Source organism: Candidatus Eremiobacterota bacterium (assembly GCA_031082125.1).
GTDB lineage: Bacteria > Vulcanimicrobiota > CADAWZ01 > CADAWZ01 > Ess09-12 > Ess09-12.
In genome coordinates this window covers 1-18,104 of the sequence record JAVHLM010000012.1, presented here as the reverse complement: position 1 = coordinate 18,104, position 18,104 = coordinate 1, and the positions used below count along the sequence as shown (strand labels likewise).

Below are 18,104 nucleotides of genomic sequence, written 5' to 3'. Positions count from 1 at the left end.
TCAATGAGGAAGTCTTAAAGCGGCAAGTGCTCCTCGAGCGCCCCCCTGCTCACCGCCTCTTCGAGATGGGCAAAGACCGCCTCGGTATCGAAAAACTCAATCCATATCTTGTAGGTTTTCTCAAGATAGTCAAGCGGGCACAGGGGGACAAGCTCCCTCTGGAAGATCACCCTTGCTCTTGTCGTGATGGGCTTTCCCTTTTCAAAAAGGGCAAAAGTGAGGGAGAAATCCCGGTCTTCAGGGAGAGGCTTTCTGAAGATCAGCTCCATCCCCCCGGGGCTTATGATCAGCAGATGGGCATAAAATTTCGTGACCTGCTCTTCAGTGTGAAGCTCAAAATGCTTCGTGGCGCGGGGGCGGAATGAGCGCTTCACCTCCATGGGCGAAGCCCAGTCAAAGAGGAAATCGACGTTTTCCCTGTAATCATCGCGGTCTTGTGAGAGTTCAAGTCCCATGGTGTAATTGCCGCTTCCGAACTCCTTTGCCCATACCACTTTCCCCTCGAGCGCCACCTGCTTTTCGAGGGTGATAAGAAGCTTTATCACGGTGTTTTCAGGGATGAAGACGTCGCATGTGATTCTGAGCCCTCCTTCACTTACGTCATTGATATAGATATAGCATTTTTTCCTTTCTTCATCCTGAGCCTGGAAGATTTCCGCAAGCACGGTCTTTCTTACCTTGATGAGCTTTCGGCGGATCTGCCGCCTTTCGTGCTGCTGCTCCCCGGGGTCACTCTGATGTCCAACGGGCTTTTCCATAACCGGTACCCTCAAAAGTAATCTTCAGGAAATTTTCAAGAGCGGGAGGGAAAGTCCTTTATGGCACGCCCTGCCCCGTGGTGGCGGAAGGCGGTTTTCCCCGGGAAGAGGAACTTTGCTCTTCTGATTGAATTTCTATGGAGAACCGTATAAATATCGCTACCCATTCTTTGCCTGATACAATTCTCTTCGCAGAATTTTTGGAAGCACATCTCCATAAGACGGATCCATGATAAACAAAAGTGCCTTCAGGAGGGTAACACCAGGAACTCTTTCTCTCGTATATTGAGTGTCATAAAGCGGTTCAGCAAGAGGAGAGATCTCCCGGAGGGGGAACAGTGAAAGAGCAGGGATTTACCCTTGTTGAGATCCTTGTGGCTCTGGGACTCGTGACCATTACGGTGGTCTTTGCTGCAGTCGCCATCTCTCAGAGCCATAAAGCCCTTGTCCATGCAAGACAGATACAGGCGGCAACGCTCTATGGTCAGGGCCTGGTGGAGGAGACCGAGGCCTCGCCGCCTTCACCTTCGGGCCTTCCCACTACCGACATTGACCAGTCGCTTGTCATCGGGGCGAAAGAATGCAAGCTCACAAGGACAGTCTCCCTTGTGGAGACAAGGGGCTTCATCAGGGCGGAGGATAAGCACGAGGCTCTGAAGCTCCTTGAGGGACGAGGCATGAGAGTGAGAATGCTTATAGAGGAGGAGGCTTCTCCCGCTCCAGCTCCCGTTAAAGCGCCGCCCATGCGTATCGCCTTGAAGCCTGATGCCCCCGCCGAAGCACCTCCTCTGCGCATGGCGATAAAGCATGATCCCCATGCCGAAGCACCTCCTCTGCGCATGGCGATAAAGCATGATCCCCATGCCGAAGCACCTCCTCTGCGCATTGAAACAAAGCCCGGCACTCCCGGAAAAGCGCCGCCGGCCCCGGAGGCAGGGCCTGTTCAGCAGAAGACTTTACCCAGGAGTTCCCCGGGCGAGGTCATAGGCCCGGTTACGCTGCGGCCTGCGGCACATCAGGCTCACCGGAAAGAAAGGGCCGCAGTCACCGAGGCGCGTCCTCCGTCAAAAGAGGGCGGAGCTTTTTCCCTTTCCAGGCTCTTTCCCATTCCCTCCCAGGAATTCCTCACCTTTTTCACCCAGATGGCCTTTCTTTACAAGACAGGGATCCCTCTCGCGCGGGGCCTCACCCTCATGGCCCAGCAGATCGGCCACGACTATTTCAGGGAGATAATAGAGGCTGTACAAAGGAAGGTTGAGCAGGGGAGCTCCTTCACGGCAGCCCTGTGCGGCTATCAGGAAATATTCTCAAAGACGTGCATCACGCTGCTCCACTCCGGAGAGGCATCGGGCCAGCTTGAGAACATGCTCTTCAAAGCGGCGGCCCTCAAGGAAAAGGAGATAAAGCTCGCGCGTCAGCTCAGCCAGGCGGCGACGTATCCTCTTGTGGTCTTTGCCGCCATAGTGATTTTTGTCGCGATTATGGGAAAAGTGCTCATGGTCAACGTGCTTCCCATACTCACCACCGGGAAAGTGAAGCTCCCCTGGTTTACCGGGCTTCTCATCGGGGGCTATAAGATTGCCAGCTCACCGCTGTTCCTTCTTGCCCTTGCCGTGCGGCCATCCTTGCCAGGGAGGCGTTATAGGTGCTCTGGGCCACATTGAGCTGAAATACCGAGACGCTCGCCGCCGAAAGACATATGATGAGCACAATGCCCACGATAATGAGCACCGAGGCAAGGGCAAAGCCGGAACGATTCTTTTTATGCAGTTTTAGTGGGGAAGAGGCGCATCTCATGGGGTCCCCACCTCCTGAGTAAGATTATAACATGGTGAGGGGAGTTTTTCAACGACAGGCTCCAGGAGATCGAAGTCATTATCATTTGTGAGGATTGCAGATGAATGCCTCTCTGCCAGGCGCCTCGCCCTTGACGCCCTTTTCATAGACCAGGAAAGCCTCGCTGTCTGAGACGGAGCCGAAGATGAAGGTGAGGCCGTAGGGTGCCTTACCTCTTACAGTGAGGGTTCTCAGGCCGTGCAGAAGGTGAAGATGGCAGGCCTCGCAGAGCACAATGAGGTTCCAGGGGTCATCGGTGCCTCCCTGGGAGCGCCTGATGATATGGTGCACATGGAGGTTACGGCGGCAGCTGCAGCCGGGGGCCTGGCAGCGGAACCGGTCGCGCTTCAGGATTTTGTGGTGATGGGCCGCCTTGTGGAATTTTCCTTCTGTCGTGAGGTAGTCTGCCAGCAGCGCGGCAAGGAATCTCTCTTCCGGGGGCACAGGGTTTTCGGCGCCTTCCGCCTGAGCGATATGACTGAGAAAAGCCCGGGCCGCCACGTTCCAGACCTGATAAAGCTCCCGGGGGAGAAAGAATTTTATCATCATGGAGCTCCCTGCCATCTGCGAGGAGTTTCCTGCCGAGAGGATGTCCACCAGGAAGGTCTCTTCGGGGCTCTCGCCCCGGGGGATGGTGCAGATCTGCCTGGCTTCTTGCACCGCACACAGGGTTGAGTTTTTCTCAATTTTAATAGAGGCCTCGGCGGCGCGCAGCTCATCGACATCGCTGAAATACCTCCAGGGCGCATCAAAGCGCCTGTCGCGGCTCGATATGAGCTCCTCGTCATCTGAAGCGAGAGGCCACGAAGTGGTGAGAGAGGGCCCCTTGTACCACGAGCCATCGCGTATGCAGTCCTGCACCTCCGAAGGGAGCTCGTGGAACCTCTCGTCGGTGACGTAGCGGAAGCCGGGAAGGAGCGTGTAAGTGTGGGGGACCAGGCAGTCATACTCCAGGATCCGGGCGACACGCCCCGCCTCTTCCCGAAGGTCCGCCGTGGGCACGCTCGCGGCGTAGGCAATCCACTGTGACTCATTTTTAGGGTCCACGAAGGGGAGGATGAGGCGCGCCTGCTCCCTGGTGATGACGCCCTTCCTGAAGGCGTCTTCGGTGAGGGAGTGGCGCCGGAATCCCTCGGCGAGCCTTATGAACTGGCGGGTCTGCGCCATTGAGAAGCCGCAGCGCTCCCCTGCGTAATCCTCGATGAACTCAAAGCCGAGAAGGCGGTGAAGCTGCCTCTCATCCATCGCCCGAAGGAGCATTCCCGCGGCCACGTCGAGCCTCTGGCGGAGAGAAGCGGCCCTGATGAGGCGGCCCGCGAGCGCTCTGGCGGAGAGGGCGCCGGCTTCTCCGGCCGGCCGGCACTCTTCCAGCCACGACGGGAAGAAGATGCTCCAGATTGATGACCACGGAGTCTCACCGGCCTCTCTCTCGCCGCCCTGCCCGGTGACCTCATCGGGATCGCTTATGCGCAGGTTTCTCATCCGCCTCCGGAGGTGAGGTAGCCGGGAGAATATGGGGCGGTTTCCCTCGGCATCAAGGGCCGGAAGCTGCGGATCAGAGTTTCCAGAGGCCAGGAAGTTGGCAAGGAGGGCCTCGACAAATCTGGCGAGGGGCCCGTCATAGTGCTCCCTGTCCCGGAAGAGGGAGAGGGCGAAGTCCCAGGTGAGGGCAAGTGAGGGGGGCACGCTGAAATATAGCATCGTGCCCTCGTCTCCGGCTTCGGGAGCACCTGCGGAAACGGGAGCCGATCCGGCATTTTCTCCCGCGAGGGCCCTTTTCACTTCCCCCTCGAGGTCGCAGAGGGAGCGCTCCTCTGCAACGGCGAGCCACCAGGACTCGTTCTCAGGCGTGATGACCCTCGAGAGAAATCTCAGAGCGCTTTTTGCGATCCTGCCCTGCAGATAGGCCTCCCGGGTGAGGGGGAGCGCCTTGAGGAGCTCATAGTTGTGCATCAGCTCCGACGCGGTGCGCCCCGAGAACGAGAGATGCTCCGTGGCGAAGACTCCCATGGAGCGGTATCCTAACTGATCAACCCCTTTCGTTTTAAGAGTGACAAGAAGGCCCCCAAGCACAATGTCCAGCGCCTGGCGGCCGCGGACTGCCTCACAGAGGGTGAAATCGATCCGTGATGCCCGCTCATCCCTGTCGATTGAGCCGAAGGTGATGTCCTCGGTGAGCCTTTCCGCTTCGGGGATGAGGCCCTCCCTGGTGATCTTGACAAGGTGCTCCGGCCTGCAGGGGGTCTCCGAAGGAAGTTCATAAGGCTCCGGGAGAAGGAGCATATCCTCGTAATCCCGGGAAGAAAAAGGATCACCGAGGTGAAGAAGCTCTTCTTCATCGGGGAGATGCACAGAATGATTAAAACAGAGTCCTAATGTATCCATAGTTATAGTATAGCATATTGGATGGCGAGCAGCAAATGACATACCCCAAAAAAATCCTATTGCAGCAGGCTTTGAAGGCCATCGCCAAATGATATCCCATGGCCATGAAAGAGGTAAAAAGGTCAAAAATGACCCCAAAGGCCATTGTAGAGCAATCATAGAGTCTTCTAGGCCCCTCACGGCCATTTTAGAGGCAGGGTCGGCGAACGATGGCACTAATTTCATTTATAAGAATAATTTTCCGGAAGAAGTTACATTTGCTCTGCTTTAGGCTGGCCGAGAAGCGGAGCTGAGGATCGCTCCGGCATTTCAGCGTGAGGGGCCTGTATGGAGCGCTAAGGCACCTCGCCCTGGAAGGTGATGCGCGTGGGGAGGATCCTGGTGAGGGCCTTTGACGGTCACGTCCCCCCCGGGAAAGCCGTAAGGATCATAGAGTCACTGAGGTACTTTGCAGAATAAGAGAGGGAAAATACCGCGACCGATCCCTGTTTATGCGACGGCAGTTGCTGAGCCTGTGAAGTCTAAAGGATTTTGCGGCTTTCTCAAGAACAAGATTCATGAGCATAATTGTCAGGACAGGCATTGAAAAATCCCGGGCTCCAGGGATTCATGGTTTCTCCAGGGCCCTCAAAGGCTGTGGACACCCAATATCTTCAAGAGCAGCACAGTAAAGATCAAAGAGTAAAGGAGCGATCCCCCCATGGCGGAAAATAGTGCACCACCAGGGAACACCCATGAAAAAAGGATGGCTGCCATTACCGATATCAGCAGGACCATCAACTCCCTGCTTGACATCGACAGGATCCTCGAGATTACCATGGACAGCGTCATCAGCCTTTTCAATGCCGAGCGGGGATTCATCATGCTCTTCGAGGAGGACACGGGCGACCTGGTCTTTAGAATCGCACGGGGTATGGATCAGCAGAACCTGAACAGCCCCGAGTTCGAGATCAGCAGGAGCGTCGTGCTGGAGGTGGCCAGGACGAAGACGCCGCTCTTATGCTACAACGCTGCCGACGACGTGAGGTTCAAGGACTCCCCGAGCATCCAGAAATTCAGCCTCAGGGCCATAATATGCGTTCCCATGATGATCAAGGAGAGACTTGTGGGCGTCATTTACATTGACAACAGGCTCAGGTTCGGCGCTTTTGCCAAGGAGGACCTGGACTTCGCCGTGATTTTCTCGCACCAGGCGGCAACGGCCATCGAGAACGCCATACTGGCCTCAGACACCAAGAGGCTCCGGAGGCTTTTCGAGAGCCGCGTGAGCCCCCGCGTCGTCGAGGAGCTCCTCTCCCGCTCCGGCGATGCCGGCCTCCTTGGCGAGAAGAGAATCGTTTCGGTGATGTTCCTGGACATCAGGGGCTTCACGAGCCTCTCCGAATCCTTTGACCCCCAGCACCTCGTGGCCCATCTCAATGATTTCTGGGAGGAGATCGGCGAGATCATCTTCCGAGAGGAAGGCACGCTCATCACGTACCTCGGCGATGCCATGATGTCGGTTTTCGGCGCCCCCATATCGCGGCCTGATGATGCGCTGAGAGCCGTGAGGGCATCGCTGACTATTCATGGAAGGATGGCGGAACTCAGGCAGAAATGGGCGGCCGAAGGGAAGCCAGTCTTTGACATAGGCATTGGCGTCAACACGGGGGAGGCCCTCGTGGGGGACGTGGGCTTTTCAAAGCACAGGGAGTACTCCGTCATCGGCGATACGACCAACACGGCGGCGAGGCTTGAGAAGCTGAACAAAGACTACTCCACGAAGCTGATCATCAGCGAGTCAACGTACCAGAAGGTCGCAGTCCACGTGGTGGCCAGGTATCTCGGCGAGGCCCTGCTCAAGGGAAAGTCGCAGCCCGTGAAAGTCTATGAGGTGGCAGGCATGAAAAGGTAGCCCTGCGGACCTGTTAGAGCAGCTTTCCCGCGGCGCTGCAGAAGGCGCCGTAGTACTTTACCGCATCGAGAAGGGCTCCGATTTCCTGGTGATCATCGATCACCCTTCGCTCGCCCGGCCCATAGCCTACCGTGGGAATCCCGTGGCGCCCCATGCTCCCCACGCCGTCTGTCGAGACCGTCCATTTTCCCACACTGAGGGGCCTTCCCAGGGATGACGAGCCGGCCTCAATGGCCGCTTTCACGGCGGGATGCTCCTCGGGGAGGACCCATGAAGGGAAATATTTTTCCAGCTCTATGCTTTTTCCAGTCCATGCCTTGTTCTGGTAAAGATGACAGCTCACCTTGACACCGGGGAAAGGCATGGCGCCCCTTATCCCTTCAAGCGCGGAATCGATGGTCTCGCCGGCCGTGAGCCTCCTGTCCACGCAGATCATCACCTCATCAGGGACCATGTTGAATTTTCCAGGGCTCACCTCGAGGACTGTGGCGGCAAGGGAGGCTTTCCCCAGGAAGGGGTCATCAGGAAGCTTTCCTGCCAGATCTTCAAGCGCCGCAAGAACACGGGCAGCAGTGTAGAGCGCATTATCCCCCTTCTCGGGCGTGCTCGCATGGCAGCCTTTTCCCCTGATGTCAATCCGGACCTCCATCCTGCCTCTGTGGCCCCTGAATAATGACCCGTTTGTCGGCTTCCCTACCATCACAAGAGCAGGCTTGCGCGGCAGCTCGTCAAGGAGGGCCTGCATGCCATAGCCGTCAGCATCCTCTTCAAGCACCGTGGCTCCCACCAGGACCCTGTGTCCCGGCATGCCATGGATCTCGCTCCAGAGTTTTGCCCCGTAAACCATTGCCGCCAGGGCTCCCTTGTTGTCGCCGGCCCCGCGGCCATAAATCCTGCCCCCGTCAATTTTCCCCTCGTAGGGAGGATGGCTCCACTGCGAGGGATCTGCCACACCGGCCGTATCCATGTGGGCTGAGAGGAGCATGGAGCCCTCTCCCTGGCCCAGCTCGCCGATGACGTTCCCGGTGCCGTCAATACGCACATGCTGGTAACCAAGCTTTTTCATCTCCGCAAAGACGCACTCTGCCATCTCTTTCTCCTGGGCTGAAGGGCTTTTTATCGCAATCATGCGCCTGAGAAAATCCAGCATTGAGGTCTCGTTGTTCCTGAGAAAGTGCTCCACCGTTTCTGCCATTGTCATTGCGCCGATCTCCTTCCTTTTTAAGCGGTGCTGCCACCTGCCCTGATCTTCTCTCTCGCCGGGGGAAAACCTTTCGGAGCCGTCACCGGGGATGGGCTGAAAGCGTCCTGGCATGGAGGGATAAAGAGGCACCAGGTGGAATAACGGTCAACAAAGGCGTAGATAAGAGAATTGCTTTCCAGGGAAGAGATGGGCAAGGAGGCGCTCACTATGAAGCATAGGATCCTGTTCATCCTTGTGCTGCTCGCATGCACGGGCTTTTGCCCGGCATCATCGGGAGGGGACCTTATCACGATCCTTAAAGAGGGAGGGGAACCGGCAAGGCGCATGAGAGAGAAAGCCATCACCTATCAGAAGGACGGGAGAAAGAACGTGATGGTTCTTTACCAGGCCCAGGCGGACCTCGTGAAGGCCCATGGATGGATACTTGAAGAGATCTACCGTGAGAGCTATGCTCCCGGGGGAGATGAGCCTCTCGTCCTTCCCATGAACTGCCTTAAGACCAGGAAGAAGGGGCCTGCCCTCTGGATACTCTCGGGCATTCATGGCGAGGAGCCTGCGGGACCCAACGCCATTGCAGAGAATGTCAGGACCATTGCCGCCCTGGGCGATAAGGGTATCCCCGTGGTGCTCATGCCTCTCCTGAACCCCCTGGGATACTGCAGAAACTGGCGCTATCCCGACGCGGAAAAATATTCCGACGAGAACCCCGGCAGAAGCGTGGGCGACAGCGATCACCTGCTGCTTGACGAGAAGGGAAAGCCCCGCCGCAGCGGTCCCCTCTCCCCGCAGTGCGCCGCCCTGACGGCAAAAGTCCTGGAGCTCGCCCGCGACTATCCCCCGGTGCTCACCATGGATTATCACGAGGACAATGAGCTTGAAAAGGGCTATCTCTATTCCCAGGGGAAGAAAGGTGCCGATGACCCCGTGGCAAGGGAGATTGTGAGAATATTCCAGGTCAATCACTTCCCCCTCAAGATGAAAGATGAGACAAGGTTCGGCGAGGTGATAAGGGAAGGCATTATCGCCGATGTGAAGGACGGCTCGATTGACGAGCTCCTCGGCGCCGGGAGAATTTTTCTCAAAGGCGCCAGTGCCCCCGGCCCCTCGGCGAAAAGCGTGATCGTCCTTGAGACAAGCTCGATGAACACGCCCCTGGAGGCGAGGAAAAAGGTTCACGCCACGGTGCTGAAAGCGTCGGAGAGGCTGTGGCGGATTGCCGTGAAGTGAATACTTCCGTCGGAGGTCGCTCCGGCTGATGCACCAGGTTTCATCAAGGAAGAGGCAGGAGGGCCCTGCGCCATCTTTCAAGCTTTTCTTCAAAGGTGTACCGCGCACAGGCAGGGCTCGTGGAAGGCATCACCACGGAGCAATAGTCCTCGCTGCAGAGGATATCGTTAAAATGCCTCCGGAAGAGCCTCTGGGCAGGGCCGCCGTTAAAGAGGATCTTCTTTATCAAGGGGCGTTCAGCCAGGAAATCCCTGATCCCGTTGGGCTGCTCATCTTTGATGGCCGAATCGAGGCTCCCTTCGCGTCTGCATTCAGCCACCACGTCCCAGAGTGCCAGATGCTCCCTCACCAGGGCCTTGAGCCTCTCCTCGTAAGGGATGCGGTAATCGAAGCCCGCGATGGAGCCGATGATCTGCCAGAACTGATTCCGGGGGTGCCCGTAGTATTCTCTGATTCTCAGCGATGCCTCGCCCGGCATGGTGCCGAGGATAAGAGTCCTTGCACGAGGTCCGCAGACGGGGGGAAAGCTGACTATGCGTGTCATGCAGGGGAGCTCCTCATTTCCATGAATAGGGTACTTTTCGGGGTAAACTTTTCTTTTCAAGAGCGCTTTTCCTTCCCCGGTAAAAGGCCGGTCCAGGGGATAGCCGCCTTCTCCGAAAAGGTGAGAGAGCAGTCTTTTAAGAATATCTTATCAAGGCAGCTATGAAGGCCTGCCTGGAAACTGAGGGCTGCTTCGGCGGCAGAATCACCGGAAATTCCCTTTAAGGAGGCCCACGATGAAAAGAATCCTGTTATCCTTTCTTTTTTCCCTGTTATTGCCAGGTGCCGCTTCGGCCCAGTTCGGGTACGACAACTTTGATGCCCAGCTCGATTACCGCCAGAGAGGCTCCTATATTGTCAACGGCCAGCGCCAGACAGTGCTCATGGACCAGTTCTGGGGCTCCGTGGTTTTCATGCCGGAGCGGATGGGCGCAGCCAAAGTCAAGACAGGCTTTGATGAAGCCCTCGTGGAGTCAGGCGCGGGGACAGTGAAGGTGTACCGTCCTTCCCTGAATGTGCTGGCCGTGACCTACCCGGGAGGGGAGATGAGAATAGAAGAACAGGCCGACGGGGGGACAGTCACCTGCGGCGGGCAGCGGTACTCGGTAAAAATTGAGGGCCCCCAGAAAATGACCGTCGAGGTGCCCGGTGATGTGATTACCTATTCCACTTCCATCGATGAGGTGACCGTTTCGGGGAAGAGGGGATCCGTCACTTACAGGAAGCTGCCCGAAGGCTATTCGGTGAAGAGCGCCGCCGGCACCACCACTTACAAGGCGCAGCTGAACGGCGGCTTCACTCTCGAGGGCGTTCCTCTCCAGCAGCATCCTTACGGGTACTGGGGATGCGAGTTTTACCTGACCCGCTACCAGGTGGGCGTCATCGTGGAATTCAACCGCCTCATCTCTTTTCCTGCCCTGCCCAGGCAGATTACCTTTGATGAGGCGATTGTGGTGAATTTCTGACGTTCGCGGCCTTACTGCCTGACGATGCCTTTAAGAATGAGGGCAAGGCTGTCATATTCATCCATAAGGCTCCTGTAGAGCTTTTTGATCTTTTCCCCGTCACCTTCTGCGGCGTGATGCTCCATGGACTCTGCCGCTGCTCCCATGGCGCGGGCCCCGATATTTAAGGCGGCACCTTTCAATGAGTGGGCGATCTTGCTCAGGGCAGCGAAATTCTCTTCATTGAAGGCCTGTGCCATTTTTTCAAGCTCCGGCGGCGTGGTGTCAAGAAAGGTGTCTAAAATCTCTTTCAGCAGCGACCTGTCGCCGTCAAGGAGCTTCAGCAGGATCCCTTCGTTGAATTTTTCCGTATCAATGCTCTTTTCAGAGTCATCCTTGCCGGCGGCCTGTGCAAGATATTTTTCCACCAGGGCAAGCATTTCGCCGCGATGAACGGGCTTGGAGAGGTAATCATCCATGCCTGCCTCTATGCAGCGCTCCTTGTCACCTTTCATTGCATAGGCAGTCATTGCCACTATGGGGACATGGCCTCCCTTCTTCTCCTCTTCCTGCCTGATGGCTGAAGTGGCGTCAAAACCGTCCATTTCCGGCATCTGCACATCCATGAACACGAGGTCATAGGGAGCCATGGTGAAGGCCTTGATGGCTTCAATGCCGTTACTGGCAGTATCGGCCCGGTAGCCCGCCTTTTCCAGGACATTCAGGATGACTTTCTGGTTGATGATGTTGTCCTCCACGACCAGCACTCTTCCCTTTTTGAGCCTTTCGGCGCCGGAGGATTCCAGCCTGCTCGCCGGCACGGCAGGCGACCTCAGCTCCCCGCCGAGGGTAAAGAGGCACTCGTAGAGCCTGGCCCTTTTCAGAGGCTTGGTGAGGAAATAGGAGAACCCGATCTCCTGGAAATGGGAGATTCTCCCTCTCGTGCCTGCCGAGGTGAGGAGCACCATTTTGGTGCCTTTTATCATCCTGTCGCTTTTTATCACCCTCCCCAGGGCTTCGCCGTCCATCTCGGGCATCATGTGGTCTATGATGGCGATATGGAAGGGCTTTCCCAGTGCCGCGGCTTCGTTGAGCTTGCGGAGGGCGGCCCTTGCGTCAGGCGCCTCGTCGAAAGTGCACTGCCATTTGCCCAGCAGCTCCCTCAGCACCCTCCGGTTCATTTCGTTGTCATCGACGATGAGCATCGGCCGGCTCCTGATGGAGTCGGGAAGCGTCTGCGAATACTCCACCATGTGCTGCTGCCTGATGAAAGTGAGCTTGAAAGAGAATTCCGAGCCTTTTCCCTCGGTGCTTTTTACGGCGATCTCGCCACCCATCATGTCACAGAGCCTCTTGGATATGGCAAGCCCCAGGCCGGTGCCTCCGAAGCGCCGCGTCGTAGAGGCGTCAACCTGGGAAAAGGACTTGAAGAGCCTGTCAATTCTGTCAGGCGGGATGCCTATCCCCGTGTCGGAGACGGTGAACTTTATGGTGGCCTCGGAGGGCGATTCACGCTCCAGCGTCACATGTATCGTCACTTCACCGCGATTGGTGAATTTCACGGCATTGCCCCCGAGGTTGAGAAGGATCTGCCGGAGCCTCACGGGATCTCCCCTCAGCAGGGAGGGGACCTCGTGGTCCACAATGCTGGAAAACTCCAGATCCTTCTCGCCTGCTTTGATGGCGAGGAGCTCGTTGGTGTCCTCCAGGGTGTCGCGCAGGTTGAAATCCACGATCTCCAGCTCGAGCTTGCCGGCCTCGATTTTCGAGAAGTCCAGGATCTCGTTGATGATTGAGAGGAGCTGATCACCGCTCTTGCGGATCAGTTCGACGTACTCCTTCTGCTGCGGTGAAAGCTCCGTGTCAATGAGGAGCCCTGTCATGCCAAGGAGGCCATTCATGGGGGTACGGATCTCATGGCTCATGGTTGCCAGGAACTCGCTTTTGGCGATATTGGCAGCATCGGCGGCTTCCTTGGCAAGGCGGAGCTGCCTTTCCACGTTCTTGCGATCCGTGATGTCCCTCACAATTCCTATTGCATGCCACCTGCTGCCTGTCTTCGCCGAAGAGAGGGAGAGCTCTATGGGGAAAATGGTGCCATTCTTGTGGCGGGCCTCAAGCTCAACAATCCTCCCAATGGCGGCGCCTTCACCGGTCTTCTTCCAGTGCTCAAAGGCCGTGTTATAGGCTTCAAAATAGTGGGCGGGCGCCAGGGTGTAATGGAGATGCTGACCCAGTATCTCCTCCTTGGAGTAGCCGAATATCTTCTCGGCGGCAGGGTTCCAGTAGGTGACCCGCCCCTCGGGATCCATCATGATTATGGCATCGTAGGCTGCCCTCGTGATGAGCTGGAATTTCTCCTCGCTCTCGCGGAGGCTCATCTCCGCCTTCTTCTGCTCGGTGACCACCTGGAAATAGACGGTGATGCCTTTCTTGTGGGGATAGACCCGCACGTTGTACCAGTTTTCGAGGGGGCTCACGCCGAAATCTACCTCGAAGGCAAGGGCGGTCTTCTCCTTGAGGGCGAGACGGTATTTCTCTTCAAAAATTGAGCCCCTCGCCTCGGGAAAGGCGTCAAAGAGAGGCCTGTTGAGGACCTCCTCCCTCTTTCTTCCCAGCAGCCTCTCCGCGGCGCTGTTGTACTGCAGCAGCACAAGGTTCTCGTCAAGGGTGAAGAGGCCGTCGCTTATGCTCTCATGAATGTCGGCCACCTGCCTGCCCGACTCCCTCAGGGCTTCTTCCATGCGTTTTCTTTTCAGGAATTCCGGCATTTCGTACGAGGTGACCCTGCCTTGCTGTCCCTCGAACTTCTCGAGGTACTTCCCGGCGCATTTTTCCACGCAGGAGGGCTGGGCCATCACGAAACGGCAGGTGGAATCGCCCCTGGCGGTGCAGAGAATCTCGACGGCCACGAGGGGGATGCCGAAGCTCTCTTCGCACCATCCCGATGAATAGCCGGAGTTCATGATGCACACGGGAAAAAGGCTCGTGCGGGAAGTCTTTTTCCATGAATCTGACTCAAAGGAGAAGGGGTGATCATAGATGAGGCAGAAGTGCTCGTCGGGCGTCGCGACGGAATCGCCATGGATGTCCACAAAGGCCCATCCTGTGTAGGCAAAGTGCACAGGCCCTGCCGAGAGCTTTTCCACGGGATTCGAGAGGTTCATCTTGCTGTGGAAGTTCCTGGCGTCGGACTTGCCGATGGCGTGGGCAATGTCATAAAGGAGGCTCTGGGCCACCATGATGGCCTGCTCTTCGCCTACATCCCTGTAAAGGGTTTTCACGGTGTCAAAAAACTCCACGGAAAGCGAGGCGGCTCTCACGAGAATATAGCGCTCGCCGGAAAATTCAATGGTCCCTTCCTGTGGTTTTTGCTGCATGGCGGCAAAATAGGTCTTCACATACTCCTGGGCCTTGGAGAAAACGGGCTCGAACTCTGCGGGCACGCGAACCGATTCAAGCATGGATATCCCCCCGGGTTTCAGTTTAGTGCCTGAAGCAAGTATTATTCTTCGGTAACCATGGAAATTGCCCTCTTTTGGGAGATAAGTGTCGCAAGAGAAAGGGTGCTCCCAGGGAATCCAGAAATATCAATTTTGATTTCCCTGAGAGATGAAGGGAATATTCGATTCCCGGCAAAGGATCAACAAAATGAAAGACTGTGGACCGCGAGCATATTGAGGATCTCTAGATATCCCGCATGAAAACCGTGATTTCAATCCGGAGATAGCTTTCATTCCACCATGCAACGCTCTCAAGCCTTCCGAAGAGGTGCTTCCCTGCATCCATCAGGCGGGCAGGCACCTCGTTCTTTTCCCGGGGAATATAGCCCAGCTTGTTTCCTTTCCTGTCCATCACAAGGATGGCCAGGCTGTCGTGGCAGTTCCGGGGCTCTCTCATGAGGATGAGCCCTTCGGAGGGCATGAGCTCCCCTTCAAGGTCAAGGATGTTCTCCACGAAGGACGTGCCTGCGACATGGCATTCCAGCAGCTTGATGTCTCTCATGAAGGGAAGAGGGACCACGCCTCCCTCAAAGGATCTCCTGGCGAGCATCCAGGCACTGGCAGCAAAGGGGGCAATGTCGTTACTCATGGCATTCCGCCTCGCACCATTGCGAGAGGAGCCTGTCGAGGGTCCTCCCATATTCCTTTTCTTTTCTTATCTGCTCCCTGAGGGCGGCATTTTTTTCCCGTACCCACTTTTCGCTGAAAAGCTCTTTTTCTATGGTGCAGGGCCATGAGCTTCTCTGGCGCCTGATCTCGCCGGAAGCCCGGGCGCACTGTGCCGCAAGCCTCTCCCTCATGGCTTTCCAGGTGTCAAGCCCTGACTTCTCGGGGAGGAGGCAGATCGGTGAGTCCCTGTCCAGCAGGACCTCCACAAGCCTCATCTCTTCAAGATCGCCCCTTTCATAGGCTGTCTGCATCCTGTGCCAGAGCAGTTTCTCCTTTTCACCCTGGCCGGGGTTCACGTCGGGGTGGAGGAGCCTCACGAGCTTCCGATAAAGGGCCTTGAAGTCTCTCGCTTCTTTTTCGCTCCAGAGGCTTTTCATATGCTCCCGTGCCTTTTCGATCTCCTCGAGCTTCTGTTCAAGGCGCTCTTCCCATTCTGAAAACTCTTTTTCAAGTGATGCCTCAAGGGTCTTCAGTTCAGGCTCTTCCCCCCTGTTGAGGCATGCCTGGATAAGGGAAAGCTTTCTCCTTCGCCAGGCATTCCGGCACTGCAGGGAAAAGAGCTCGTACTCGGCGCTTCCGATTTTCAGCTCATAGAGTGCCCTGAGATTCGGTATGACTCCGTGAACAAGCTCGTTGATCTCCACTATCAGCTCCTCGAGGCGGGACCGCAGTGTGTCGCATTCCTCCCTGAGAATCACCACATCGGGATGGATATCCATGGCCTTTGAGGAGCTGCTTCCCTGCTCCCGGCGATCTTCTGAGGGCGGGACCAGGTTCCTGGTCCACTGGTAAAACTCCTCGAGGGAGAAGAACTCCCCGGTGATAAGGCTCTCAGCCTTTTTGCAGTCTCTCATGGCGGCGAGCCCGTCTTTGAACTCCTTAAATGAAGTGCATGCAAGGGCTGTCTTGATGAGTTTTCCGATGAGGTTTCCTTTCATGGGTCACCATCCTTCCCCGGTACCTGGCCTCTGGGCCTCTTCATTTTTATTTTACCAGGGAGCAGTGACACATGGATGTCAGTGGTTACAATTCATCTCCAGGCACCCGGCCTCCGGGCATTTTCATATTCATTTTACCAGGGAGCAGTGTCCCAAGGATGTCAGTGGTTACTCATCAGAAGTGAGCCATTTTGTCACGTCGCTCAGGATTTCGGACGGCTGGGTCACCGGCACGCTATGGCAGCTCTGCGAATAAGGGGGGAACCTTATGGTCCGCGTGGTGAGATCGGGAAACTCGGCGAAAACGCCCGCCCTGTAAGTGAGGATAATCCACCCCGGCCTTTCTACGCCGGTCTTCGGGGTGTTGTCATAGACTGAGCTCGTGATGATCTCGGGGTACATCCCCAGTGCCTTAGGGGTGGCGTCGCTGTATATTATCACGTCGAGGGCGGCATCGGTGACAAAGGATTTCACCACTGCCGCGTTCTTGAGGAACATCCTTCCCCAGCGCGGCTCTTCGGGATCTATATCGAAGCCTGCCGCCGTTGCCTGGTTCTGGTAAAATGCGCTGTTGATCTGGTTGTTGAGGCTTATGAAATAGCGGTCCCAGGCGGTGAGGCTCCCGAAGACGCTTTCCATGTCACCCGCTGCCCGTGAGGTCCACCTCGCATTTATCCGGGAAAGGGTATTCTGCCTGAGCCTTGTCTTCTCGGGAAGATAGTCCGCCGTGAGGAGTCCCCCGTCAAGGGAAGATTTCTGCTGGTCCTGGACAGAGATGACCTTGAAGGCCTGTGCCCTGTCGGAGGCGTAGAGGCCCGTTATCGACCTTGCATCAATGCCTGTCAGCGTGGAGAGGACATCGACATAAAGGAACCTGTCCTCCGCGCTTAACTGCCTGTTTCTGAGCCAGTCCCTTTCCTTGGTGTAGATGTACATATCGCGCTGCGCCGTCCCGTCAATAAAGCTGATCCCGTTGTTGAAGGCATCACCGGGATTCTGCGAGGAAACGGGCACAAAGGTGGTGCCGGTCCAGGTGGCGAGCTGGTACATGATGGAATCGGGCATCTGGAAGTATTCGCCGGACACATCGAACTGGTAGGACGTGATGAGGGGCTCTATCAGCACCTGGCGGCCGAACTGCTGGGCTATCGTCGAGGGGGGCACCTGCTGGCCGCTCAAAGAGGGGAATACCTTGTTGTAATGAGCCTGGATCTCATCGACAAGCCCCGGATCCTGGTAAATCTCCTTGCCGTTCCCGTAATCCCTGTAATTGAGAAGGATATGAAGCACCACGCAGGTACGGACTCCCCCGTAGCTCTCCCCCACGAGGACCACGGGGTTCTTCTGGATCTCAGGATGCGATGAGAGGAACCGCAGGATGACCCTTATGAAGTCGGCGCCGTCGAAATAGCAGTTGAAGTTCTGCGCGTCAAACTCGCTCTGGCGCGCTGCTTCGCTAGAGGGATCGGCAATCAGGTCGTAGGAGAATCCTGTCATCCGCGCATCTATGTGGAGGAGGTTCCCGAGGCGCGTCCAGCTCGTGGGGCACGCCGCTATGCCTGCACTGCCCGTCACTGCGGAGTCCAGTGTCATGGGGGCAGTGTTGTACGAGAGGAGATCTGACGCCGTGGCGCTGCCGGGCCCCCCGTTGTAGAAGACAAAGAGGGGCTTGCCTTCAGGGGCTTCATCGGCAGGATGAAAATCATAGAACATCCGCGCCCTTGACGAGGTAAAATCCAGCTTTGTCCCCGTCTTCTGGAAGGAGAAGGAGACCGGTGCAAGCTCAATGAACCCCGCATCGGCGGTGTAGCGGGTAGTGCTTCCCTGAGCCGGGGGGTTCACGGAGACGGCGCTTTCACCGCTGCCGCCGCAGCCCTGGAGTGCCAGCGAGACTGCCAGCAGCGCAAAGAAAATGTGTTTTGCCATTGTTCCTCCTCATGTGAGCCTGCTATAATGCCTTGCCGGGTCTATGGAGAATTCCTTTCCGCCTGACCATCTAATATTATTTTTTTCTTGCTGATTCCCTTCAGTGAAAAAAAGGGACAGACCAGATATTTACAGTCCTGTGCCGGGAGAGAGCTCCCTCTGCAACAGTCTTGGAAATTTCACATCAAAGCCATATATTCTGTATTATTACTAAACACGATAATTTAGATAAGATGAGAAGGCCAACCTCCCCGGCAGAGTTTCTATGACCGATATG

Annotated in this window: 12 protein-coding genes; 4 read left to right on the top strand and 8 right to left on the bottom strand. The window is 56.5% G+C overall.

Features of this window, described 5'->3' with window-relative positions; genetic code table 11:
* Positions 1 to 14 precede the first annotated feature (14 nt).
* On the bottom strand, positions 15 to 758 hold the full coding sequence (locus tag RDV48_14475) for a PilZ domain-containing protein (GenBank protein MDQ7824002.1): 744 nt from the start codon (positions 756 to 758) through the stop codon (positions 15 to 17).
* Between the two features lie 338 nt (positions 759 to 1,096).
* Between RDV48_14475 and RDV48_14470 the strand changes: the two genes are divergently transcribed.
* On the top strand, positions 1,097 to 2,422 hold the full coding sequence (locus RDV48_14470) for a type II secretion system F family protein (protein MDQ7824001.1): 1,326 nt from the start codon (positions 1,097 to 1,099) through the stop codon (positions 2,420 to 2,422).
* 214 nt (positions 2,423 to 2,636) lie between these two features.
* On the opposite strand, the gene RDV48_14465 is transcribed toward RDV48_14470, so the two are convergent.
* Positions 2,637 to 4,979 (bottom strand): HNH endonuclease signature motif containing protein, encoded by a 2,343-nt coding sequence (locus RDV48_14465; protein ID MDQ7824000.1) that lies wholly within the window; start codon positions 4,977 to 4,979, stop codon positions 2,637 to 2,639.
* 700 nt (positions 4,980 to 5,679) lie between these two features.
* On the opposite strand from RDV48_14465, the gene RDV48_14460 reads away from it, so the two are divergent.
* On the top strand, positions 5,680 to 6,873 hold the full coding sequence (locus RDV48_14460; protein MDQ7823999.1) for an adenylate/guanylate cyclase domain-containing protein: 1,194 nt from the start codon (positions 5,680 to 5,682) through the stop codon (positions 6,871 to 6,873).
* A gap of 13 nt (positions 6,874 to 6,886) precedes the next feature.
* Here RDV48_14460 and RDV48_14455 read toward each other — a convergent pair whose 3' ends face one another.
* Complete coding sequence (locus RDV48_14455) at positions 6,887 to 8,074, bottom strand: YgeY family selenium metabolism-linked hydrolase (GenBank protein MDQ7823998.1); 1,188 nt, start codon at positions 8,072 to 8,074, stop codon at positions 6,887 to 6,889.
* Between the two features lie 210 nt (positions 8,075 to 8,284).
* Here RDV48_14455 and RDV48_14450 point away from each other — a divergent pair, with 210 nt between their 5' ends.
* The gene (locus tag RDV48_14450; protein MDQ7823997.1) at positions 8,285 to 9,304 is read left to right on the top strand and encodes a hypothetical protein; all 1,020 of its coding nucleotides are present in this window, start codon (positions 8,285 to 8,287) and stop codon (positions 9,302 to 9,304) included.
* A gap of 43 nt (positions 9,305 to 9,347) precedes the next feature.
* Here the strand turns inward: RDV48_14450 and RDV48_14445 are convergent, their stop codons facing one another.
* Entirely contained in the window at positions 9,348 to 9,848 is a 501-nt protein-coding gene (locus RDV48_14445; GenBank protein MDQ7823996.1) for a DNA-deoxyinosine glycosylase, read from the bottom strand.
* Between the two features lie 235 nt (positions 9,849 to 10,083).
* On the opposite strand from RDV48_14445, the gene RDV48_14440 reads away from it, so the two are divergent.
* A complete protein-coding gene (locus RDV48_14440) occupies positions 10,084 to 10,812 on the top strand; it encodes a hypothetical protein (protein MDQ7823995.1) in 729 nt (242 codons plus the stop codon).
* 11 nt (positions 10,813 to 10,823) lie between these two features.
* On the opposite strand, the gene RDV48_14435 is transcribed toward RDV48_14440, so the two are convergent.
* From RDV48_14435 to RDV48_14420, 4 genes are all read right to left on the bottom strand, one after another.
* On the bottom strand, positions 10,824 to 14,255 hold the full coding sequence (locus RDV48_14435; protein ID MDQ7823994.1) for a response regulator: 3,432 nt from the start codon (positions 14,253 to 14,255) through the stop codon (positions 10,824 to 10,826).
* 223 nt (positions 14,256 to 14,478) lie between these two features.
* Positions 14,479 to 14,883, bottom strand: a complete 405-nt coding sequence (locus RDV48_14430; GenBank protein MDQ7823993.1) for an HIRAN domain-containing protein — start codon at positions 14,881 to 14,883, stop codon at positions 14,479 to 14,481.
* On the bottom strand, positions 14,876 to 15,901 hold the full coding sequence (locus RDV48_14425) for a hypothetical protein (GenBank protein MDQ7823992.1): 1,026 nt from the start codon (positions 15,899 to 15,901) through the stop codon (positions 14,876 to 14,878). Before RDV48_14425 ends, RDV48_14430 begins: the two co-directional genes overlap by 8 nt.
* A 168-nt stretch (positions 15,902 to 16,069) precedes the next feature.
* Entirely contained in the window at positions 16,070 to 17,827 is a 1,758-nt protein-coding gene (locus RDV48_14420; GenBank protein ID MDQ7823991.1) for a hypothetical protein, read from the bottom strand.
* Positions 17,828 to 18,104 lie beyond the last annotated feature (277 nt).

Excerpts from the sequence above, each read along its gene's own strand:
- RDV48_14465 (MDQ7824000.1), bottom strand. The coding sequence starts at position 4,979 with ATGGATACATTAGGACTCTGTTTTAATCATTCTGTGCATCTCCCCGAT.
- RDV48_14450 (MDQ7823997.1), top strand. The coding sequence starts at position 8,285 with ATGAAGCATAGGATCCTGTTCATCCTTGTGCTGCTCGCATGCACGGGC.
- RDV48_14440 (MDQ7823995.1), top strand. The coding sequence starts at position 10,084 with ATGAAAAGAATCCTGTTATCCTTTCTTTTTTCCCTGTTATTGCCAGGT.
- RDV48_14430 (MDQ7823993.1), bottom strand. The coding sequence starts at position 14,883 with ATGAGTAACGACATTGCCCCCTTTGCTGCCAGTGCCTGGATGCTCGCC.
- RDV48_14475 (MDQ7824002.1), bottom strand. The coding sequence starts at position 758 with ATGGAAAAGCCCGTTGGACATCAGAGTGACCCCGGGGAGCAGCAGCAC.
- RDV48_14445 (MDQ7823996.1), bottom strand. The coding sequence starts at position 9,848 with ATGACACGCATAGTCAGCTTTCCCCCCGTCTGCGGACCTCGTGCAAGG.
- RDV48_14425 (MDQ7823992.1), bottom strand. The coding sequence starts at position 15,901 with ATGAAAGGAAACCTCATCGGAAAACTCATCAAGACAGCCCTTGCATGC.
- RDV48_14455 (MDQ7823998.1), bottom strand. The coding sequence starts at position 8,074 with ATGACAATGGCAGAAACGGTGGAGCACTTTCTCAGGAACAACGAGACC.
- RDV48_14435 (MDQ7823994.1), bottom strand. The coding sequence starts at position 14,255 with ATGCTTGAATCGGTTCGCGTGCCCGCAGAGTTCGAGCCCGTTTTCTCC.
- RDV48_14460 (MDQ7823999.1), top strand. The coding sequence starts at position 5,680 with ATGGCGGAAAATAGTGCACCACCAGGGAACACCCATGAAAAAAGGATG.
- RDV48_14420 (MDQ7823991.1), bottom strand. The coding sequence starts at position 17,827 with ATGGCAAAACACATTTTCTTTGCGCTGCTGGCAGTCTCGCTGGCACTC.